Below are 21,041 nucleotides of genomic sequence, written 5' to 3'. Positions count from 1 at the left end.
CCCTATCCGCGCCTGTCAAAGGAGCAAACGACATGAAACTCGCACTGACACTCGGCGCCCTCATGGCGCTCACGGCCCCCTCCCTCGCCCTCGCCTCGGGCTGCGTCCATGACAAACAGGTCATGACCTGCGCGGAGGGTATGAAACTCGACATCAGCAGCGGCACCTGCGTGCCGGACGCCACCGCCTAGGCTTTCCACCGGCGGCAAAGTACAATGCCCCCTGCCCGGGCCTCTGACGGCTGACCCCGGCCTATGCTGCCCGGCATGGCTTGTTGCGCGCGTCGGCGCAGGCTATGTCAGGAAAAGTTTAACAGCCTGTCAGAGCCCATGTCGGACCCAGCCACCAAAGCCAAAAAGCCCTATCCCTTCGGTCGCCGGGCCCGGCATTACCTAAGCAACCTGCTGATCGTCGGCATCATCCGCACGGCTTTGGCCCTGCCTTATAAGACGCGGGTCGGCTTTGTCGGCGGATTGGTGCAGCATGTTCTGGCCCCGCTCGCGGGCTACCGCCGCCGTGCGCTGGACAATCTTGAGCATGTCTGGCCCGAGATGCCGCTTGCCCGGCGTGAGGAAATCGCGACCCGCTGCCTCAACAATCTCGGGCGGTCTTTCATCGAAAATTACTCCGCCGAGGACTTTCCCAAACGCATGGCCGAGATCGCCCCACAGGGGCCGGGCATGGCGGCGCTGGAAGAGGCCAACCGCACGGGCCAGCCGGTTATCCTCGTGACCGGGCATTACGGCAATTACGAAGCGGCGCGGGCCTCCCTCGTGGCGCGGGGCTATGACATCGGCGGGCTCTACCGCAAGATGAAGAACCCCTATTTCAACGCGCATTACGTCAAGACGCTCGAAGCCTTCGGCGGGCCGGTGTTCCCCCAAGGTCGGCGCGGCACGGCGGGGTTCGTGCGGCATCTGAAACAGGGCGGTCGGCTGGTGCTGCTGTTCGACCAACATGTCATCCGCGCGCCGATCCTCGATTTCATCGGAAAGCCCGCTCGCACCGCCATCTCGGCGGCGGAACTGGCACTGCGCTATGATGCGCTGCTGATCCCCTTTTACGGCATTCGTCAGGACGATGGCGTCAGCTTTGACGTGGTGCTCGAAGCGCCGGTGCCGCATAGCGATCCGATGACCATGACGCAGGCGCTAAACGACAGTCTGACCGCGCAGGTCACCAAGACGCCGGAACAGTGGTTCTGGGTGCACCGCCGCTGGCGGCCCCACGAAACCTAAGGGCGCGCCTTACTTGGCTCGCGCGGCGGCAAGGATCGCCCCCGGCCCGCCCTGCTCTTTGCGCTGAACGATGACCACGACGGGCAGATCGCCCTCGGCCTCGGCACGCAGTGACAGGGGCGCCGCCCCGTCCCATTCCGCCAAGACCTGCCAGCCCTGCACCACATTGCTGTGCTCCATAACATGGCCCGCGTTCTCACCCCGGGTGACCTTGGTCCGCTCCATCGGGGAATAGCGCAGCATGTGGATCTGCATCGGCCCCACGCCTTTGGCCAAAGGGTCTGCCTTGATCTCAACCGCTGCACCTGACCGCGCGACCGTCAGCGCCACCTGCGGCGCGGCCTCTGCATGACGTTCGACCGCGTCCATCAGTTTCATCGGTTTCGCGCCGACGATATCGGTCTGCCCCTGCACGATCAGCTCAGGCGTATAAACGCTGCGCCGCCCGCCGACAGCGGCATAGCCGCGCTGACGCTCGGCATGGGCCGGATCGCCAAAGGGATCCTCCCAGCCGATGTAATCCCAGTAATCCACATGCAGCGCGAGCGCGATGATATCCTCCCGCTCGGCCAATTCGGCGAGCATTGCATCGGCATCGGGGCAAGAGGAACAGCCCTGAGAGGTAAAGAGTTCGACCACCACAGGCTGCTCCTGCTGAGCCTGCAATGGCGCGGCCAGCAGCGAAAATGCGGCAAGGACGGGAAAAATCAGGGGCTTCATAAAATTCCAGACGGATCAATATCGCGGTGATGGGTTTGGTCTAACGGCTGGGAGGGTAAAATACCAATCAACCTTTGTTGAAACGGCCGTTAGCGCCCACAGCCGCATGCTGCGCATGATGCCCCCTTTAAAGTCGGTACACAATGGTATACAAAATCGCGCGAAACCGCCTGATAACAGTTGAACCGCCGCGCCCGTAGTGGCATTGAGACGGCAATCTAGCCACCCATCAGACCCCGAAGGGAGCCCGCCATGACAATCCAAGTCGGTCACGACAGTGCCAAGACACGGAAAACCCTCTCCGTTGGCAGCCAGAACGTCGCCTATTACTCCATCCCCGCCGCCGAAGCGGCTGGTCTGGGTGACTTCTCGAAACTGCCAGCGGCGCTGAAAGTCGTTCTGGAAAACATGCTGCGTTTTGAAGACGGCAAGACCGTCACCCAAGACGACATCAAGGCTTTCGCCGAATGGGCGACCAAGGGCGGCAAGAACCCGCGTGAGATCGCCTACCGCCCGGCCCGCGTGCTGATGCAGGACTTCACCGGCGTGCCGGCAGTGGTCGACCTTGCCGCGATGCGCGACGGTCTGGTGGCGCTTGGTGGCGACGCCGACAAGATTAACCCGCTCAACCCCGTCGACCTCGTCATCGACCACTCCGTCATGATCGACGAGTTTGGCAACCCGCGCGCCTTCCAGATGAATGTGGACCGCGAGTATGAGCGTAACATCGAGCGTTATACCTTCCTCAAGTGGGGCCAAAAAGCGTTTAACAACTTCCGCGTTGTGCCCCCCGGCACCGGCATCTGCCACCAGGTAAACCTTGAGTATCTGAGCCAAACCGTCTGGACCGACAAGGACCAAAACGGCGAAGAAGTGGCCTACCCCGATACGCTCGTCGGCACCGACAGCCACACCACCATGGTCAACGGCGCTGCCGTTCTGGGCTGGGGCGTTGGCGGGATCGAGGCCGAAGCCGCGATGCTGGGTCAGCCAATCTCCATGCTGATCCCCGAGGTTATCGGTTTCGAGCTGACAGGCCGCATGATGGAAGGCACCACCGGCACCGACCTCGTGCTGAAAGTGGTCGAAATGCTGCGCGAGAAAGGCGTAGTTGGTAAGTTCGTGGAATTCTACGGCGAAGGTCTTGATCACCTGCCGCTGGCGGACCGTGCGACCATTGCCAACATGGCACCCGAATACGGCGCCACCTGTGGCTTCTTCCCGATCGACGACGAGACCCTGCGCTATCTGACCAACACAGGCCGCGACAAGGATCGCGTGGCGCTGGTCAAAGCCTATGCGCAGGAAAACGGCATGTGGCGCGATGCGGATTACGCGCCGGTCTACACCGATACGCTGAGCCTCGACATGGGCACTATCGTGCCCGCGATCTCGGGCCCCAAGCGTCCGCAGGATTACATCGCGCTCGACAAGGCGCACACCGCTTTTGCCGAGTATGTAAAGGGCATCCGCGAAGGCAAAGACACCTCCGCGAACTCTGAAATCCGTTGGGAAGGCGAAGGCGGCCAGCCCGAGCCGCAGGAAATCCCCGGTGACGAGGGCCACCACAACCGCGGCTATGTGATGACCGACGACGGCCATTACCAGCTGCACGACGGCTCCATCGTGATCGCCTCGATCACCTCCTGCACCAACACGTCGAACCCCTATGTGATGATCGGCGCGGGCCTCGTGGCACGCAAAGCGCGTGAACTGGGTCTGACCCGCAAGCCTTGGGTCAAGACATCGCTGGCACCGGGCTCGCAGGTTGTGTCGCATTACCTTGAGGCCGCGGGCCTGCAAGACGATCTGGACGCCATCGGCTTCAACCTCGTGGGCTACGGCTGCACCACCTGCATCGGCAACTCCGGCCCGCTGGAAGCGCCGATCAGCAAGGCGATCAACGATTATGACCTGATCGGCACCTCCGTGCTCTCGGGCAACCGCAACTTCGAGGGCCGTATCAGCCCCGACGTGCGCGCCAACTACCTCGCCTCCCCGCCCCTCGTGGTGGCCTATGCGCTAGTGGGTGACATGAACCACGACCTGACGAACAGCCCGCTGGGTCAGGACAAGAACGGCAATGACGTCTACCTGAAAGACATCTGGCCCTCGACGCAGGAAGTCGCCGAACTGGTCGAACAGACCGTGACGCGCGAAGCCTTCCAAGAGAAATACGCCGATGTCTTCAAGGGCGACGAAAAGTGGCAGGCGGTCGAGACCACCGACAGCAAGACCTACGACTGGCCGCCGCAGTCGACCTATGTTCAGAACCCGCCTTACTTCCAAGGCATGTCGCCCGAGCCGGGCACGATCTCGAACATCGAAGGCGCGAAAGTGCTGGCGGTGCTGGGTGACATGATCACCACCGACCACATCTCGCCGGCTGGTTCCTTCAAGGAAACCACGCCCGCGGGTCAGTACCTGATCGAACGTCAGGTGCCGGTCCGGGAGTTCAACTCCTACGGTTCCCGTCGCGGCAACCACGAGGTCATGATGCGCGGCACTTTCGCCAACATCCGCATCAAGAACGAGATGCTGGACGGCGTCGAGGGCGGCTACACCAAGGGCCCCGATGGCGAGCAGACCTCGATCTTCGATGCCGCCATGGCGCATCAGGAGAATGGCACCCCGCTGGTGATCTTCGGTGGTGAGCAGTATGGCGCGGGCTCCTCGCGTGACTGGGCGGCTAAGGGCACCGCTCTGCTGGGTGTGAAGGCCGTGATCGCCGAGAGCTTTGAGCGTATCCACCGCTCCAACCTCGTCGGCATGGGCGTCATCCCGTTTGAGTTCACCGGCGGCGACACCCGCAAATCGCTGGGTCTGACCGGTGAGGAAAGCGTCTCGATCAAAGGGCTCGACACCATCAAGCCGCTTCAGGAAGTGCCCTGCGAGATCACCATGGCGGACGGCAGCACCAAAGAGATTACTCTGAAGTGCCGCATCGATACCGCGATTGAGATCGAATACATTGAGCACGGCGGCGTGCTGCACTACGTGCTGCGCAATCTGGCGAAATCGGCCTAAGCGCCAAACGCCACTGCGAAACAATTCAAGGAGCGGCCCCCGTGGGCCGCTCCTTTTTCGTTGCCTCAGGGCCTTGAGCGGGAACCTGCCCGCGCATCAAGGGTTGCCTTCCTAAGACGATCGCGTTCGAGGAAGGCACAGCAATGGTAACAGGTTACGCGCTTGGCGCTTTGGGCGCGGTGATCCTTGTTATCGTCCTGCTGGATTTTCTTTATACCGCCATTGGTGCGGCCCCTGTGGCCCCCCTGTCGGAACGGGTCGCGCGGGCGGCCTTCTTCCTCTTTTCCAAGATCATGCCAAAGGGGGACACGCGCCATCGCCTCTCAGGTCCGGTGGTGATGACGGCCATCGCGGCGACGTGGATCCTGCTCGTCTCTCTCGGATGGACCTTGGTGTTTCAACTCAGCCACTACGCGGTGGTGATGTCTGACAGCACGCAGCCTGCGGGTTTTGTGCGCGACTCCGCCTTTGTCGGCCATCTGCTTTCGACCCTCGGCGGCGGGCCGCTGCAAACGCAAAGCCCCTTCTGGATGGTGATGTCGGTGCTTGTCGGGGTCAATGGGATGGTGATCCTCACCCTCTCGGTCAGCTTCGTGCTGTCGACCACCACCACCGTCGCGCAAGCGCGGGGGCTTTTGAGCAAGGCGTCGATGTTCGCGGCGGACAGTGACGAAATGAATACAATCATCCTGCCCGCCCTCGCCGATCTGGTGTCGAACCTCAACGCGATGCAATTCGCGCTTTACTACAGCGCTGAACATCCCGCCCGCCGGGTGCCCGCAGGAATGGTGGAACTGGCCGAGCGGGTCGCCCCCTACCCCGAACAGATGCGCCGCCTGCGCATCGCGCTTGAGCCGCTGCCCGGTTTCACCGCGCCCGAGGGCCGCTTGGACCAACTGACCAACGCCCAGTTTATCGACCGCCTGCGCGAATGGGCGCGGCCCTATTCCCTCTGACCCCGAGGAACAGAAGACCGGGAACTCCCGTTGATCCCGAAGCACCTCGTGAAAGGAGAAACCATGAGCCCGAAAATCACCGTTCTGTTCTATTCCACCTATGGGACCAACCAAGCCATTGCAGAAGAAGCCGCGCGCGCCGCCGAAGAGGCAGGCGCCGAGGTCCGCCTGCGCCGCTGCGCCGAGACCGCCCCGCAGGCCGTCGTCGATGGCCAAGACGCGTGGCGCGCGCAGCTGGACAAGATGCAAGACATCCCCGAGGCCAAACCCGAGGACATGGAATGGGCCGATGGCTATTTCATCTCGGCCCCCACCCGCTTTGGCGTCGCCGCCAGCCAATTCCGCGCTTTTATCGACACGCTGGGGCCGCTCTGGCAGTCAGGGGCGCTCGCCAATAAGGCGATCACGGCGACTACTTCGGCGCAGAACCCGCACGGCGGGCAGGAGACGACGCTTCAGTCGATCTATGTCACCGCCATGCACTGGGGCGCGATCATCGTGCCGCCGGGCTATGCCGATGGCGTGAAATTCGAAGATGGCGGCAACCCCTACGGATACTCCTGCGAGCCCGGCCCGCTGAGCGACACCGGCAAGAAATCCGTCGCCTATCAGGCGAAACGTCTGGTCGACTTCGCTACCAAGATCAGCGGGTGATTGCATCCCGCAGCGCCGGGAGGAACCGCTGTTCGTAATCGCTGCCCACCAGCGGCCCGGCAAAGCGGAACAACACCGTGCCGTCCCCGTCGACGATGAAAGTCTCCGGCGGGGCGGTCACGCCCCAGTCGATTGCCACACGCCCCTGCGGGTCGAAACCGACCCCGCCAAAGGGGCTTTCTTCGTCTTCGAGATAGGCGGTCGCGTTCTTCTCGGTATCCTTGAAATTGATGCCGATGATGTTCATCCCCTCGGCCTGCATCTCAAGCAGTTTGGGGTGTTCGGCACGGCAGGGCGGGCACCAGCTGGCCCAGAAGTTCACCAAGCTCACTTGCCCTGCGCGCAGCATGTCATCCGTGGCGTGCGGATAGCCGGGCAGCGTGGCTTCGGGCATGGCAGGCGCCTGCTGTCCCACCAGCGTTGAGGGCAGCCCCTCGGGGTCGTCGCGGTACATGCCAACGGCGGCCAGTGCCACGAAGGCGGCAAAGATCACCGGCGGCGCGATCATCATGGGCGAGAGTTTAGCCACGGCGTCCGGCCTCCTGCTCTGTCTCTTCCAAAGCCCGGCGCGCTGCGCGACCGCGCCAGAGGGTCAAGCCGATCAGCGCTGCCAGAAGCAGCAGAGATACGGCATAGGCCGAGAGCACCTCGCCCGCGTATTTTCCAAGCTCTGGCATCACGCCCCCCTATTCATCCGCGCCCTGAGCGCCGCCGTACGGCGCAGGCGAATCTCGGTGCCCGTGCGGTAAACCACCAGCGCCAGAAACAGCAGGCCAAAGCCCAGCATTGCCAGGACCAGCGGGTAAAAGAAAACATCCGCCACGCTGCGGTTGCCCGTGGCCACGGGGATCGAGGTGCCTTGGTGCAACCCTTGGTTCCAGAACTGCACCGCATAGCGTGACAGCACCGCGAAGACGGAGCCGACCAGGCAGAGAACCGAGGTCAGATCGGCGGCGGTGTCCGGGTCTTCGACCGCCTGCCACAGCGCGATATAACCCAGATAGAAGAGAAACAGGATCAGGAAGGACGTAAGCCGCGGATCCCACGCCCACCATGTGCCCCACATCGGCTGGCCCCAGATCGCCCCCGTGACCAGCGCAATCAGCGTCATCACCAGCCCCACGGGGGCCGCGGCCTTGGCCGCCAATGCGCTGACGTGGTGACGGCGGATCAGCCAGATGAGCGAGGCCACCAGCATCATGAACCACGCATTGATCGCCATCAGGGCGGCGGGCACATGCAGGTAGATGATCTTGACCGTGCTGCCTTGGCGCGCGTCATCGGGGGTGCCGAAGAACCCCCAAAGCAGGCCAACGCTCACGAAAGCCGCCGCCAGCACCCAAAGCGCGGGTTGCACGCGCTGCGAAAGTGCGAGGAATTTGACCGGGTTTGCGTATTGCCAAAGGGACATACAGACTACCTATCGCGCGGTTGGGTGGTGCTCAATGCACGATTTCTCGGGGTCATCGCAACCCCATCCGTAAGACAGCCGCTGCGGCAAATGGCATCAAGGCCACCACGGCCAGCGTCAGCCCCGCGAGCATCAAAAGTGGCGTGGCGGTGTCCAGCCCCGCCGCCCCGCGCCGCGCGACCTCGGCCCCGAAAATAAGCGTCGGGATATAGAGCGGCAGCACCAGCAGCGACAGCAGCAGCCCGCCGCGTTTGATCCCCACCGTCAGCGCCGCACCGAACATGCCGATCACCGACAGCGCGGGCGTGCCAAGCGCCAGCGAGGCCAGCAGCCACAGATGCCCCGGGGCCGCGAGTTGCAGCATCACGCCCAAAAAGGGCGCCGCCAGCACCAGCGGCAGCCCCGTGGTCAGCCAATGCGCAAAAGCCTTGATCGCCAGCGCCCCCTCCAACGGCAGCGGAGCGGTCAACAGCAGTTCCAGTGAGCCATCTTCGAGGTCGAGCGCCAGCAGCCGGTCGAGCGACAAAAGGCAGGCAAGCAGCGCCCCAAGCCAGAGAATACCGGGCGCAATCGCGCGCAGCAGCGTAGCCTCTGGCCCGACGCTGAAGGGCACCAGCATCGTCACGATCAAGAAGAACGCCAAGCCAAGGCCGAAGCCCCCGCCCGCCCGCAACGCCAAACGCAGGTCTCGTAGCAGCAACGCCTTCATAGAAACGCCGCATCGCTGACGCCGATATCGGCATCGGGGGCCGCGCGGTAGGCGCTGATATCGAGCACCCGCGCCTCCACCCCCAGATCGATATGCGTGGCCATCAGGGCCGATCCGCCCGCCGCCAGATGCCCGCGCAGCACATCGCCGAATAGCGCCACTGCATCTGCATCGAGCGAGACCGTGGGCTCATCCAAAACCCAAGTCGGCCGCCCCGTAACCAAGAGCCGCGCCAAGCCCAAACGGCGCTTTTGTCCGGCAGAAAGCGTTGCGGCCAGACGGTCAGCCAATGGGCGCAGCGCATAGCCATCGAGCGCTGCGGATATATCTGTATTGCCAAAGACTTGCGCCCAGAAGCTCAGGTTCTCGCGTACGGTCAGCATGGATTTCAGCCCATCTGCGTGGGCGGCATAGGCGACACGGTCCTCCGCCCCCTCGATCTGCCCCGTGAGCGGCGCTTGCAGCCCCGCGATACAGCGCAGCAGCGTCGTCTTCCCGGCCCCGTTCGGGCCGCGCAGCACCAAGGCCTCCCCCGCCGCCAGCGCGAAGGATAGGCCCGAGAGCACGGGCACCCCGCCGCGTGCGACGCTAAGGTTACTGACTTGCACTGGCCGCGCCGCTCCGCCCTTAGACCGGCAAGAGGGCCAGCGCGATGCGCCGCCCCTCGCTCAGCAGAATGTTGTAGGTGCGGCAGGCGGCGGGAGAGGACATGACCTCGACCCCCAGCCCGGCCTCTTCCAAGGTCTCACGCAGGTCATCGGGGATATGCGCCACCTCCGACCCGGTGCCGAGAAAGACGACATCCACCTTGCCCGCCAGCGCCAGCACCGGCGCGGGATCGGCCAGACCGCCCCAGCCGGTGATGCCCTCAGGGCCGATCACCTGCGCGCCCTCGACAACCTCTCCATCGATGCGAAAAAAGCCGGGGCCGTAGCCGTCGATCGGTTTGGCGTCGGTATAGGTGATCTCATTCAATCGCATGTCGCGTCCCTCACAGGCTCAGATATTCCACAGCGGCATGCCGAGGATAGCCGATGCAGCGATGACGATATAGGCCACCGCGCGAAAAAGCCGCTCTCGCTTTGGGTCAAATAGCCGCGCCCCGATGATATTGGCGATGACATTGGGCACCCCGGCCAGCAGGCCCAGCCACAGCACCGGCCAGACCACCTGCCCCGTCGCCGCCAGCATGGCAAAGAGCATCAGGTCGAGCCCCAGAAGATAGAGCAGGAAATTCGCCCGGATCACCGCAGCGGGCCTGCGGCTCGCCATATAAAGCAGGATCACCGGCGGCCCGGCGATGCCCGCGAAACCGGTCATAAAGCCACCCAGAGCGCCGGTGGCCGTCACCAGCTTCGCGCCAAGCGGCCCGTGATAGCGCCAGCCCGCGAGCAGCAGCGTCAGAAGCCCCAGTACCACGCCCGAGACGATCCAGCCGAACCCTTCGGGTGAGATCAGCGACAGCCCCCAGAGCCCCAGTGGCATCCCGATCAGCACGCCGAGGAGCAGCCGCCCCACTTCGCGGGGCGCGCCTTCGCGCAGGGCATCGGGGAGGTTTGGCAGGGGGCCGATCAATTCGGCAGCGGTGAGAAACAGAATCGCTTCGACCGGAGAAAGCACAGAGGCCGCCACGGGCATGATGATCATGGCGGAGCCGAACCCGGCAAAGCCGCGCACCAACCCCGCCACGATCACGGCCAGCGCAAGCCATGCCACCCCGGGGGTGGCGATGGCCTGCGCCAGCAGGTCAGGCATCAATATTGGCGAATTGCGTGCCCGCGCCCGCGTCAGGCTTGGACCAGTCGCGCTTCACGCCAAGGTAAAGCACCACGTTCTTGGCCACATAGACCGAGGAATAGGTGCCGACGATCACGCCCCAAGTGATGGCAAAGACGAAGGCCCGGATCACGTCGCCGCCCAAGATCAGCAGCGCGATCAGTGCCAGCAGCGTGGTGCCCGAGGTCATCAGCGTACGGCTCAGCGTCTCGTTCACACTGAGGTTCATCACGTCGCGCAGGGGCCGCTTTTTGTATTTGCGCAGGTTCTCCCGCAGGCGGTCAAAGATCACCACGGTGTCGTTGATCGAATAGCCGATGATGGTCAGGATCGCCGCCACGACCGGCAGATCGAAACGGATCTGGAGGAGCGAGAACAAACCGATGGTTAAAACCACGTCGTGGAACAGGGCCACAACCGCGCCGACCGAGAACTGCCATTCGAACCGCAACCAGATGTAGATCAAGATCGCCGCCAGCGCCCCGCCCACGGCAAGGAAGGCGGTCTGGATCAGCTCGCCCGAGACCTTCGGCCCCACGGATTCGACGGAGGTGAACTTGATATCGGGGGCGACGCTTTGCAGCGCCGCTTCGATGGTTTCGATTGTGTTTGTGGTCGCCGCCTGCTGCCCCTCTTGAGCCTGCACGCGGATCATCGCCACATGGCGGTCGGCACCGAAACCGGGATCGAAGACCTCGGAAATCGTGACGTCGCCCAATTCAAGCGGCGCGAGCGCATCGCGGTATTCGCCCACGTCGACGGCTTGGGTGCTTTCGGTCCGCAGCGTGGTGCCGCCGCGGAAGTCGATGCCAAAGTTCAGCCCCATCACGCCCCAAGCGATCAGGGACAGGACCATCAACACCACGGAGGCGCCGAAGGTGATCTTGGCATAGCCGAAGAAATCGAAGTTCGTGTTGTCGGGTACCAGCTTCAGTCGCATGTCAAACCTCGATTGTCTTGGGACGGCGGCGTTCAAACCAGATCACCACCAGCAAACGGGTGACGAAGAAGGCGGTGAAGACCGATGTGACGATGCCCAGCCCCAGCGTGACGGCAAAGCCGCGCACCGGACCGGAGCCGAGAGCGAAGAGGATGACCGCCACGATGAATGTGGTGATATTGGCATCCAGAATGGCGCTGAGCGCACGCTCATACCCCAGTGAGATCGCCCGCGCGGCACCCTTGGCGTTGCGCTGCTCTTCGCGGATACGCTCGAAAATCAGCACGTTGGCGTCGACCGCCATGCCGACCGTCAGCACGATCCCGGCGATGCCCGGCAACGTCAGCGTGGCACCGATCAGGCTCAACAGGCCAAAGATCAGCCCGACATTGATGATAAGCGCGATATTGGCGAAGAAGCCGAACAGCCCGTAGGACGCCCACATGAAGAACAGCACGGCGACAAAGGCGACCACAGTCGCGATCTTGCCCGCGTCGATGCTGTCTTGGCCCAGTTCCGGCCCGATGGTGCGCTCTTCGACAAAGCTCAGACCCGCAGGCAGTGCACCTGCGCGCAGCAGCACGGCGAGGTTGGTGCTTTCCTCGACCGAGAAGCGTCCGGTGATGATGCCCGACCCGCCGGGAATATGGCTTTGAATGGTGGGCGCGCTGATGACCTCATCGTCAAGCACGATGGCGAAGGGAGAACCGATGTTCTCAGCCGTGTAATCGCCGAACTTGCGTGCGCCGGAGGTATCAAAACGGAAAGACACGGCAGGCGCGCCGTTCTGATCAAAGCTCGGCTGTGCGTCGACTAGTTGTTCGCCGGTGACGACGGGGGCGGTCTCAATCGTGTAGAAGACTCCCTCTTCGTCGGCGGCAGGCAGGATCGCGTTGCCGATGCCGGGGTTGTCGTTTTCGTTCGAGCCGCGGTTGACCACCGGGTTGAAGGTCAGCTGCGCCGTGGTGCCGATGATGGCTTTCAACTCGGCCGCCGAACCGATGCCGGGCACCTGGATCAGAATGCGGTCCGCGCCCTGACGCTGGATCGTCGGCTCACGGGTGCCGACTTCGTCAATGCGGCGGCGCACGATTTCGAGGCTCTGCTGCATGGTGCGTTCGTCGGTCGCCTGTTTTTCGGCATCCGACAGGGTGATGGTGATGATGCCATCGGCCCCGCTTACGTCGATGTCGCTGCCGCCTGCGCCGGTCACGGTGGTGACGGGCCGGGCCAGATCACGGGTGATCTGCAGCGCCTCGGCCATTTTCGACGGATCGTTCAGACGGACCCGCAACTCCCCCGCTGGCGCTTCTTGGCGGCGCACCGGTGTCAGGCTGCGCAGGGCGTCGCGGACCTCGGGCCATTGGGCCTCCATGCGCGAGGCATAGACATCGGCCAATTGCACTTCGGCCAGCAGATGCGCACCGCCGCGCAAATCGAGGCCAAGGTTCACCAGCCCCGAGGGCATCCACTCGGGCCAAAGCGCGCGCTGCGCTTCCAGTTCGGGCGTACTGCCCTGAACCTCGATGGCCGCAACGGCGTCATTGTGCTTTTCGACAGGAGCGTAAAAGGCATTGGGAAGCGCCAGCCAAAGCCCTGCCAAACAGGTCAGGACAATGACAATCCGCTTCCACAGATCAATCTGTAGCATAGTTCCGCCTTTGGGTTGCGGCCTCGGGGTAGGGTTTACTTCGCCGGTTCGGTCTTGGAGACCACGGTGGCGATGGTGGCCTGCACCACGCGAATTTTCACGCCCTCGGCGATTTCCACCTCAAGCTCACCGTCGTCTTTGACCTTGGAGACCTTGCCGATGATGCCGCCTTGGGTCACGACCTGATCGCCCCGGCGCAGACCGGCCACCATGGCCTGATGTTCCTTCGCCTTCTTCTGCTGCGGGCGGATGAGCAGAAAATACATGATCGCGAAGATCAGGATCAGCGGCACGAATTGCTGGATGCCTTCCATGGGGGTCGTCCTTTTCGATGGGTATTGGGCCACAAAATGGGCCTTGAGAATTTGGCCAGAACCTATGCGCGGTGACAGCGGGGTGCAAGGTGGAAAGCCGATCCCGCCTGCCCGCCCGCGCGGGGCCAATCGCCGCATGGTTGCGGCCCCTACCCCCGCGCCGCACATTCAGGCATAAGGCGGCAAAACCGACTCACCCGATCTTGAGGACAAACCCATGCACGACATCCGCGCCATCCGCGACAATCCCGAGGCTTTTGACGCCGCTCTCGCCCGCCGGGGCGAAGCTGCGATGTCGCAGGAGGTGCTGTCCCTCGATGCCGCGCGCCGCGCCAAGATTGCCGCCGCCGAGACTGCCAAGGCCGAGCAGAACAAGGCCAGCAAGGAAGTCGGTGCCGCCAAGGGTCGGGGCGACGAGGCCGAGTTCGAGCGCCTGCGCGCGCTGATCAGCGACAAAAAGGCCGAAGTCGCCGCGATGAACGCCGAGGCGCAGGAGTTGGACGCGAAGCTGACCGACATGCTCGCCCGCATCCCCAACAACCCCGCCGATGACGTGCCCCAAGGCGATGATGAGAACGACAATGTCGAGGTGAAGAACTGGGGCGAGAAGCCCGCCTTCGACTTCAAACCGGTCGAGCATTACGAGATTAAAGGCGTCAAACCCGGCATGGATTTCGAGACCGCGGCCAAGACTTCGGGCGCGCGTTTCGTCATGCTGAAAGGTGCCGTGGCGCGGGTGCACCGCGCGCTGGCGCAATTCATGATCGACACTCATGTGGATGAAAACGGGCTGACGGAGGTAAACTCCCCCGTGCTGGTGCGCGACGAGGCGATGTATGGCACCGACAAACTGCCGAAATTCGGCGAGGACAGCTATCAGACCACGGATGGCTGGTGGCTGGTGCCGACCTCCGAAGTGCCGCTGACCTATTCGGTGGGCGGCGACACGCTGGAGCAAAGCGCCCTGCCGATCCGTCTCACCGCCCATACGCTCTGCTTCCGCTCCGAGGCCGGAAGCGCGGGCCGCGACACCGCCGGTATGCTGCGCCAGCACCAGTTCGAGAAGGTCGAGATGGTCTCGATCACCCACCCGGATGAGAGCGACGCCGAACAGCAGCGCATGGTCGGCTGCGCCGAGGGCATTCTCGAAAAACTCGGCGTGCCCTACCGGACGGTGATCCTCTGCACCGGCGACATGGGGTTCGGCGCGCGGCGGACCTATGACATTGAGGCTTGGGTGCCGGGGCAGGATTGCTACCGCGAGATCTCCTCGGTCTCGACCACCGGCGATTTTCAGGCGCGGCGCATGAACGCGCGGTTCAAACCCGAGGGCGGCGGCAAGCCGCAGTTCGTGCATACGCTGAATGGCTCGGGGCTGGCGGTTGGGCGTTGCCTGATCGCGGTGCTGGAAAATGGCCAGCAGGCGGATGGCTCGGTGAAACTGCCCGAGGCGCTTGCGCCCTATCTGGGGGGCAAGACGACCCTCACGGCGGAAGGTGTGCTCGCCTAAGGGTCAGCCACCGCTCGGCCCGATCCGCCCCGCAGGGGTCGGGCCATCGCCTGCCCGCCCCGCCCCGCCGGGGGGCGTGCCAGATTTTGTGGGGCGCAGCTTTGGTGCGACCGGGTAGGCGCTGGCCCTTGGTTGCCGTGGGGCGCGGGCGCTCTAGGATTAGCTGTACCGCAACAGCTAATCCCGCGAGGCCGACCTTGCCCAAATCCTCCCGCACCCTGATCGCCGTGCTTGCCCTGCTGCTCAGCATCGCCTTCGCGATCTCACCCTTTTTCGTTCCCAGCTTTTCGGGCTTTGATCCGAACCAATTCCCCATTCCGCAGGACAACCCGCCCGCGCAGCCTGCGGGCTATGCCTTTTCCATCTGGGGGGTGATTTACCTGTGGCTGATCGCGGGCCTTGGCTATGGCCTGTTGCGCGCGCCGCGGGACGGGCAGTGGCATGACATGCGCGTGCCGCTCTGCCTGTCGCTCGCCGTGGGGACCACATGGCTCGCCGTGGCGACCATGAGCCCGGTCTGGGCCGCGATACTGATCTGGATCATGCTGATCACCGCCCTCATCGCCCTGTTCCTCGCCCCGGTCGAAGACCCGCTCTGGGCCGCCGCGCCGGTGGGGCTCTACGCAGGCTGGCTCTCTGCCGCTTCCTGCGTGTCGCTGGCGCTGCTGGCGGCGGGATACGGCTATCTGGAAGAGCAGACAGCAGCGGTGGTCTTTGTCGGACTGGCGATTGCAATCGGCACCATCGTCCAGACCGCTCTGGGGCGGACACCGACCTATGGCATCGCGGTGATCTGGGGGCTGGTGGGCGTGGTCGTGACCAATTGGGGCGAGACGCCCTTGGTCGCCTATCTGGCGCTCGGGGGCAGCGTCATCGTGGCGCTGCCCACCGTCAGGGCGTTTCGGCGCGGCTGAGCGCGCTTAGTCCTTGCGGCGACCGTCGGTGTGCTTGCGCAGCTTCGACGGTGCCGCTTTCTTGCGGTTCTTATAGGGGTTGGCGTCGGACTGGCCGCGCATCCACAGACGGATCGGCGTGCCGGGCATGTCGAAATCCAACCGCAACCCGTTGACCAGATAGCGCGTGTAGCTGTCCGGCACCTTGTCAGGGTGGCTGCACATCACCACGAAGCCCGGCGGGCGGGTCTTGGCTTGGGTCATATAGCGCAGCTTGATGCGCTTGCCCTGCGGCGCGGGAGGCGGATGCGCCTCCATCATGCCCGAGAGCCAGCGGTTGAGCTGCGCGGTGGTCACCCGGCGGTTCCAGACCTCATAGGCGCGCATGATCGCGGCTTGCAGGCGGTCGAGGCCCCTGCCCGTCTTGGCGGACACGGTGATCAGCGGCGCACCGCGCAACTGCGGCAAGAGCCGCTCGAAGCTTTCCTTGAGATCGCGCAGTTTCTCCTGCCGGTTCTCTTCGATGTCCCATTTGTTGACGGCGACGACCACGGCACGGCCCTCACGCTCGGCCAGATCGGCGATGCGCAGGTCTTGCTGCTCGAACGGGATTTCGGCGTCGAGCAAAAGCACCACGACCTCGGCGAATTTCACCGCGCGCAGACCGTCGCTAACGCTGAGTTTTTCCAGCTTCTCCTGCACCTTGGCCTTCTTGCGCATCCCGGCGGTGTCGAAAATGCGCATCGGCACAGGCTCACCATCCGGCCCGGCCCATTCGGTGGTCAGCGAGATCGCATCGCGGGTGATCCCGGCCTCTGGCCCGGTCAGCAGACGGTCCTCACCCAGAATCTGGTTGATCAGCGTCGACTTGCCCGCATTGGGGCGGCCCACCACGGCGACCTGCAAGGGCTTGGCGCGGGTCGGCATCGGCAGGGATTCGGCTTCGAGATCGGCGTCATCCTCAGGCAGGTCCACATCCGTCTCGGGCGCGTCTTGGGTGGCACGTTCAGCATATTCATCCGCCAGCGGCATCAGGGCGGTGTAAAGATCGGTCAGCCCCTCGCCATGTTCGGCGGACATGCGAATGGGCTCGCCCAGCCCCAGCGAATAGGCCTCAATCATCCCGGCGTCGGCGGCCTTGCCCTCCCCCTTGTTGCCCGCGAGAATCACATGGGCGGATTTCTTGCGGAGGATTTCGGCAAAGACCATGTCGGAGGGGGTTACGCCCACGCGGGCGTCGATCATGAAGAGGCAGACATCGGCCATGTCCACCGCACGTTCGGTCAGGCGGCGCATCCGGCCTTGCAGGCTGTCGTCGGTGACCTCTTCCAGCCCCGCGGTGTCGATCACGGTGAAGCGCAGGTCGGCTAATTTGGCCGCGCCTTCGCGCAGGTCGCGGGTCACGCCGGGCTGGTCATCGACCAGCGCAAGGCGTTTGCCGACAAGGCGGTTGAACAGCGTGGATTTCCCGACATTGGGACGGCCCACGATGGCAAGGGTAAAGGACATAATTCAGGCTCCGGGCCCCGGTTGGGCCAGTTCAGACACGCGCCTTAGCCTATTTGCGGCCTAACGGAAAGCGTGCAATTGCCCCTTGGTGGAGACGACATAAAGCGTGCCGCCCGCCACGACCGGGGCGGTTGTCGCCCCGCCGGGGATTTGGGTGGTGCCGGTCAGCCCCCCGCTCACGGGGTCAAAGCTGCGCAGCACCCCGTCGTTGGAAGCCACGATCACGCGCCCCCCGGCGATGATCGGGCCGTAATGGGCCACCACTTCGGATTGCTTCTTGGGCTTGTCCTTGACGAAATTCGGCAGCGGCGTGCCCCAGATGCGGCGGCCCGTGCTGGCGTCGAGCCGTACGAGTTCGTTCAGGTCAGTCACCGCAAAGACAGAATCGCCCGCAGGCCAGACCGGTCCGATCGCCCCGTCGCGCGCGACCCACTTACGGTCGCCGCTGTTGACATCCAGCGCGGCCAGACGGCCTGAGTGATTGCCCACATAGACGGTCCCGTTCGAGACCACAGGCGCACTTGTCACATCGCCCACAAAGCTCAGCGCGCGGCCCGGACGTTTGCCCAGAACAGAGGTCGACCACCGCTCAAGCCCGCCTTGTCGGAACAGCCCCTGCACCTCGCCCGAGCCGAAGGCGAAGATCGCCAGATCGCTGGTGACGGCAGGCGCAGGCGCGCCCAGCACGTTGCTGAGGCTGGTCACAGCGCCGGTCTGCCACTGGATGCGGCCATTGGTTTTGTCGAGCGCCCAGCCGGTATCGTCGCCCGCCGTGAGATAGACCAGATCGCCCGAGACGGTCGGCGTGCCCGAACCGGTGGCGTCAAGGTCTTGGTCCCAGCGCACGCCGCCCGTCGTCACGTCGAGCGCGGCCAGAACGCCAAAACCCACGGAGACATAGAGCGTTTCGCCGTCCACGGCGAGCCCGCCGCCGGTGGCTTGGCCTTCGCGGTCGGATGCGGGGGTGAGATCACGGGTCCAGAGCGTTTGGCCTGAGGTAGAGGTCGCAGTGACCTGCGCGCCGGCGTCGAGCGTGAAGACACGCCCGCCCGCCACCACCGGATCGGCGGTGATACGTTGTTTGCGGCTGTCGCCCGCGCCGATATCAGCGCTCCAGACCGGCTGGAAGGCCGTGCGCAACGCGGGATGGCTGATGCGGGTCGCGGCGCTGCCGATGCTATGGCTCCAGTTGGCGTTGTTCACCGTGCCGCCCAGAGCGATGGCGCGGCTGGTATTCTCTGGCACGGGGCCAGTGGCGGCGTCGAAGGCAGGGTCTTGCACGCCGGGGTTTTGCAGCACCGCGCGCACGTCTTCGCGTTTGCCCGGCAGATAGGTCTGCTCGTCCGCGCAGGCCGCTAGCAGCAGCGCGGCACCGATGGCCCCCGCCACGCCCAGACCCCGCAGACCCGCTTGCCCGGGTTCGGTTTCGCGATGCTTCGTCATGGACCTGCTCACTTTCTGTCTTTCCTCAACCTTCACGCCCCCGCCATTTTTGGCGGGTGGATATGTGTCAGTCACCCGTTGCTTCGGGGATCTCCAGCGCGGCCTCTGCGGCGGCGCTCTCATCACCCGGTTCTTCACCCAAGGCCACAATCACCTGAAGGGCGCGTTGTTGCAAGTCCGGGGTGGTTTCCGCATCGGAGAGAATGGATTGGTAGCGCGCCACGGCCTTGTCGGTCTCACCCTCTTGGATGTCGATCAGGGCCAGTTGCTCTTCTGCCAACAGGCGCAGCGGGGCGCCGGGCTGGGCCAGCGCTTCGAGCGCCTGACGCCGCTCGGCCACGGGCACCGATTGGCCCTGAAGGGTCACGATCTTGAACTGCGCCAAGGCCCGGTAGATCGGCGCGAGATCACCGTCGAGCGCCACGGCATCAAGCTGCTCCACAGCGGCATCGGTCTCACCCGCTTCGGCCAGCGCATCGGCGCGCATGAAGTTAAGCACGGCGCGGGCACCGGGGCCATCCGCCTCGATCGGAGCGAGCGCTTCGGCGCGGGCATTGCTGGCATCCGCTTCGAGCGCGGCGAGCATCGCATCCCCCAGAGCTTCGGCCTCGGCCCGCTCCTGTGCTTTGCTGTATTCGTTCCACGCGGCGCCACCGACGATGGCCACCACGGCCAGCACGGCGATCCAACCATAGCGGCGCAGGTAGCCGTATAGCCGGTCGCGGCGGACCTCTTCGTTCACTTCGTCAATAAAACTGTCGGTATCGCTCATCGCGCCCTGCCCCCGGCCTGATTTTGACCCTCTTACCGCGCGTGGCCAGCCAAGCCAAGACCCAGCGAACCGCAGCGCCTTTTCGCCGAGTGCTTGGCCCGGGGGCGCGTCACGCTAGGTCAGGGGCAGAATGCAGCGAAAGGAGACGATGATGAAAGCGATTGCACTGGCAGCAGGTATTGTGATGGCGGCCATGCCCGCTTTGGCGCAGGATTTGGTGGCCAAAGTCTCACCCCATGATGTGCCGACGACGATGGACCGACTGGAAAGCGCGGTCGAGGCGGCGGGGGCCGAGGTCTTTGCCCGGGTCGATCATGCCGCCGGGGCCGAAAAGGCCGAGATGGAATTGCGCCCGACGCAGCTTTTGATCTTTGGCAACCCAAAGCTCGGCACCCCCGCGATGCAGGATGCCCAGACCGCCGGGCTGGACCTGCCGATGCGGGTGCTGGTCTACGCCGATGGCGAGGGGGCCGTGCATGTGACCTATGCCGCGCCTGAAACGCTGGTCACCGCCCACGGCCTGCCCGAAGAGGCGGAATATCTCACCAAGATGACCAAGGCGCTGGACAATCTCACCGCCAAGGCGATCGGCGAGGAATAACGCCCTCTCCCCGCCCGGCCTCTTAGGGTTTGGGCGGGGTGTTCTGCGCCTTGATCAGGTTTTCCAGATCGGTCAACCGCGACATGACCTCATCGCGGTAGGTGTTGGTCTGCTCGTTGCTTTCCTCATGATGCGCGTCTTGCATCGAGTTCACGATCAGGCCGACCAACAGGTTCACCACCGCGAAGGTGGTGACCATGATGAAGGGCACGAAGAACATCCAAGCATAGGGATAGACCTCCATCACCGGGCGCACGATGCCCATGGACCACGACTCGAGCGTCATGATCTGAAACAGCGAATAGCCCGACTGGCCCAGCGTGCCGAACCACTGCGGGAAATCCGCGCCAAAGAGTTTGGTGGCCATGACGGAGGCGATGTAGAAGATCACCCCCATCAGCAAAAAGACCGAGCCCATCCCGGGCAGCGCGTTGACCAACCCCTCGACCACGCGGCGCAGCGAGGGCGCGACCGAGACGACGCGCAAGAGCCGCAGGATTCGCAGGGCGCGCAAAACGCTGAGCCCCTGTGTCGCCGGGATCAGCGAGATGGCGACGATGACGAAGTCAAAGATGCTCCACCCGCGTTTGAAGAAATCAAGCCCGCGCCCGAAAAGCTTGATCGCAATTTCGATGACGAAAATGGCGAGACAGATACGGTCCAGCAGCAGGATCAGCGGCCCGACCTGCCCCATCACCTCGTCCGAGGTCTCAAGCCCCAAGATCACGGCGTTAAAGAGAATCACGCCCAGAATGAAATTCTGGAACGAAGGGCGGTCGGCCAGCCGGGCGGCGCGGGCGCGCAGCGAGGTCTGCGAGGGGGTCGAAAGATCGGTCATGGCGGTAGATATCATGCGCCACCCCGCACAGTGCAAGAGCAGATCGCCCGCAAATGCACCCCTCGGCGGCAATGCCCCG

23 protein-coding genes are annotated in these 21,041 nt (G+C 64.1%); 8 read left to right on the top strand and 15 right to left on the bottom strand.

The genetic code is table 11. From position 1 onward, the window contains the following. The first annotated feature begins 32 nt into the window (after window positions 1-32). Together ACGYLI_RS11810 and ACGYLI_RS11805 are read left to right on the top strand one after the other, a co-directional pair. On the top strand, window positions 33-191 hold the full coding sequence (locus ACGYLI_RS11810; protein ID WP_162931827.1) for a hypothetical protein: 159 nt from the start codon (window positions 33-35) through the stop codon (window positions 189-191). Window positions 192-329: 138 nt separating this feature from the next. Then, complete coding sequence (locus ACGYLI_RS11805; RefSeq protein WP_394419314.1) at window positions 330-1,238, top strand: lysophospholipid acyltransferase family protein; 909 nt, start codon at window positions 330-332, stop codon at window positions 1,236-1,238. A gap of 9 nt (window positions 1,239-1,247) precedes the next feature. On the opposite strand, the gene ACGYLI_RS11800 is transcribed toward ACGYLI_RS11805, so the two are convergent. Further along, on the bottom strand, window positions 1,248-1,958 hold the full coding sequence (locus ACGYLI_RS11800) for a DUF1223 domain-containing protein (RefSeq protein ID WP_394419313.1): 711 nt from the start codon (window positions 1,956-1,958) through the stop codon (window positions 1,248-1,250). 252 nt (window positions 1,959-2,210) lie between these two features. Between ACGYLI_RS11800 and acnA the strand changes: the two genes are divergently transcribed. From acnA to ACGYLI_RS11785, 3 genes are all read left to right on the top strand, one after another. After that, window positions 2,211-4,985, top strand: a complete 2,775-nt coding sequence (acnA, locus tag ACGYLI_RS11795) for an aconitate hydratase AcnA (protein WP_394419312.1) — start codon at window positions 2,211-2,213, stop codon at window positions 4,983-4,985. Window positions 4,986-5,128: 143 nt separating this feature from the next. Continuing rightward, window positions 5,129-5,941 (top strand): hypothetical protein, encoded by an 813-nt coding sequence (locus tag ACGYLI_RS11790; RefSeq protein WP_394419311.1) that lies wholly within the window; start codon window positions 5,129-5,131, stop codon window positions 5,939-5,941. A 63-nt stretch (window positions 5,942-6,004) separates the two neighbouring features. After that, window positions 6,005-6,595: an NAD(P)H-dependent oxidoreductase gene (locus tag ACGYLI_RS11785; RefSeq protein ID WP_394419310.1), complete on the top strand. Its 591-nt coding sequence runs from the start codon at window positions 6,005-6,007 to the stop codon at window positions 6,593-6,595. Here the strand turns inward: ACGYLI_RS11785 and ACGYLI_RS11780 are convergent. From ACGYLI_RS11780 to yajC, 10 genes are read right to left on the bottom strand one after another with little or no spacing between them, the layout of a single operon-like run. Then, the gene (locus ACGYLI_RS11780; protein WP_394419342.1) at window positions 6,585-7,103 is read right to left on the bottom strand and encodes a DsbE family thiol:disulfide interchange protein; all 519 of its coding nucleotides are present in this window, start codon (window positions 7,101-7,103) and stop codon (window positions 6,585-6,587) included. The two genes, ACGYLI_RS11785 and ACGYLI_RS11780, sit on opposite strands and share 11 nt — an antisense overlap. A gap of 13 nt (window positions 7,104-7,116) precedes the next feature. After that, window positions 7,117-7,272: a heme exporter protein CcmD gene (gene ccmD / locus ACGYLI_RS11775; RefSeq protein WP_394419309.1), complete on the bottom strand. Its 156-nt coding sequence runs from the start codon at window positions 7,270-7,272 to the stop codon at window positions 7,117-7,119. After that, entirely contained in the window at window positions 7,272-8,006 is a 735-nt protein-coding gene (gene ccmC / locus ACGYLI_RS11770; RefSeq protein ID WP_067266389.1) for a heme ABC transporter permease CcmC, read from the bottom strand. The genes ccmD and ccmC overlap by 1 nt, the downstream gene beginning before the upstream one ends. A gap of 52 nt (window positions 8,007-8,058) precedes the next feature. Continuing rightward, window positions 8,059-8,715 (bottom strand): heme exporter protein CcmB, encoded by a 657-nt coding sequence (ccmB, locus tag ACGYLI_RS11765; RefSeq protein ID WP_394419308.1) that lies wholly within the window; start codon window positions 8,713-8,715, stop codon window positions 8,059-8,061. Continuing rightward, the gene (gene ccmA / locus ACGYLI_RS11760; protein ID WP_394419307.1) at window positions 8,712-9,323 is read right to left on the bottom strand and encodes a heme ABC exporter ATP-binding protein CcmA; all 612 of its coding nucleotides are present in this window, start codon (window positions 9,321-9,323) and stop codon (window positions 8,712-8,714) included. The genes ccmB and ccmA overlap by 4 nt, the downstream gene beginning before the upstream one ends. Window positions 9,324-9,342: 19 nt before the next feature. Further along, complete coding sequence (locus ACGYLI_RS11755; RefSeq protein ID WP_067266397.1) at window positions 9,343-9,696, bottom strand: Mth938-like domain-containing protein; 354 nt, start codon at window positions 9,694-9,696, stop codon at window positions 9,343-9,345. An 18-nt stretch (window positions 9,697-9,714) separates the two neighbouring features. Beyond that, window positions 9,715-10,470 carry a sulfite exporter TauE/SafE family protein gene (locus ACGYLI_RS11750; RefSeq protein WP_394419306.1) on the bottom strand — a complete coding sequence of 252 codons (756 nt, stop codon included), beginning with the start codon at window positions 10,468-10,470 and terminating at the stop codon, window positions 9,715-9,717. Continuing rightward, window positions 10,463-11,431, bottom strand: a complete 969-nt coding sequence (gene secF / locus ACGYLI_RS11745) for a protein translocase subunit SecF (protein WP_394419305.1) — start codon at window positions 11,429-11,431, stop codon at window positions 10,463-10,465. The genes ACGYLI_RS11750 and secF overlap by 8 nt, the downstream gene beginning before the upstream one ends. A gap of 1 nt (window position 11,432) precedes the next feature. Next, on the bottom strand, window positions 11,433-13,082 hold the full coding sequence (secD, locus tag ACGYLI_RS11740; protein ID WP_394419304.1) for a protein translocase subunit SecD: 1,650 nt from the start codon (window positions 13,080-13,082) through the stop codon (window positions 11,433-11,435). Window positions 13,083-13,117: 35 nt separating this feature from the next. After that, window positions 13,118-13,396 (bottom strand): preprotein translocase subunit YajC, encoded by a 279-nt coding sequence (gene yajC, locus ACGYLI_RS11735; RefSeq protein WP_067627241.1) that lies wholly within the window; start codon window positions 13,394-13,396, stop codon window positions 13,118-13,120. Window positions 13,397-13,613: 217 nt separating this feature from the next. Here yajC and serS point away from each other — a divergent pair, with 217 nt between their 5' ends. Next, complete coding sequence (serS, locus tag ACGYLI_RS11730; protein WP_394419303.1) at window positions 13,614-14,906, top strand: serine--tRNA ligase; 1,293 nt, start codon at window positions 13,614-13,616, stop codon at window positions 14,904-14,906. A gap of 197 nt (window positions 14,907-15,103) precedes the next feature. Continuing rightward, entirely contained in the window at window positions 15,104-15,820 is a 717-nt protein-coding gene (locus ACGYLI_RS11725; RefSeq protein WP_394419302.1) for a hypothetical protein, read from the top strand. A gap of 6 nt (window positions 15,821-15,826) precedes the next feature. Here the strand turns inward: ACGYLI_RS11725 and der are convergent, their stop codons facing one another. The 3 genes from der to ACGYLI_RS11710 all read right to left on the bottom strand — a co-directional run bounded on the left by der (window position 15,827) and on the right by ACGYLI_RS11710 (window position 19,523). Then, window positions 15,827-17,308, bottom strand: a complete 1,482-nt coding sequence (gene der / locus ACGYLI_RS11720) for a ribosome biogenesis GTPase Der (protein WP_067266411.1) — start codon at window positions 17,306-17,308, stop codon at window positions 15,827-15,829. 60 nt (window positions 17,309-17,368) lie between these two features. After that, window positions 17,369-18,751, bottom strand: coding sequence for a PQQ-binding-like beta-propeller repeat protein (locus ACGYLI_RS11715; RefSeq protein ID WP_394419301.1), 1,383 nt, complete (start codon window positions 18,749-18,751; stop codon window positions 17,369-17,371). A gap of 67 nt (window positions 18,752-18,818) precedes the next feature. After that, window positions 18,819-19,523: a hypothetical protein gene (locus tag ACGYLI_RS11710; protein ID WP_394419300.1), complete on the bottom strand. Its 705-nt coding sequence runs from the start codon at window positions 19,521-19,523 to the stop codon at window positions 18,819-18,821. Window positions 19,524-19,674: 151 nt separating this feature from the next. Here ACGYLI_RS11710 and ACGYLI_RS11705 point away from each other — a divergent pair, with 151 nt between their 5' ends. Further along, complete coding sequence (locus ACGYLI_RS11705; RefSeq protein ID WP_394419299.1) at window positions 19,675-20,124, top strand: DUF302 domain-containing protein; 450 nt, start codon at window positions 19,675-19,677, stop codon at window positions 20,122-20,124. 22 nt (window positions 20,125-20,146) lie between these two features. On the opposite strand, the gene ACGYLI_RS11700 is transcribed toward ACGYLI_RS11705, so the two are convergent. Beyond that, on the bottom strand, window positions 20,147-20,962 hold the full coding sequence (locus ACGYLI_RS11700; protein ID WP_394419298.1) for an ion transporter: 816 nt from the start codon (window positions 20,960-20,962) through the stop codon (window positions 20,147-20,149). Window positions 20,963-21,041 lie beyond the last annotated feature (79 nt).

Source organism: Sulfitobacter sp. 1A13421 (assembly GCF_043557285.1).
In the GTDB taxonomy this organism is placed as follows: Bacteria; Pseudomonadota; Alphaproteobacteria; order Rhodobacterales; family Rhodobacteraceae; genus Sulfitobacter; species Sulfitobacter faviae.
Note: the sequence above shows the minus strand (reverse complement) of the source record. Positions and strands in the feature narration are given on the sequence as shown.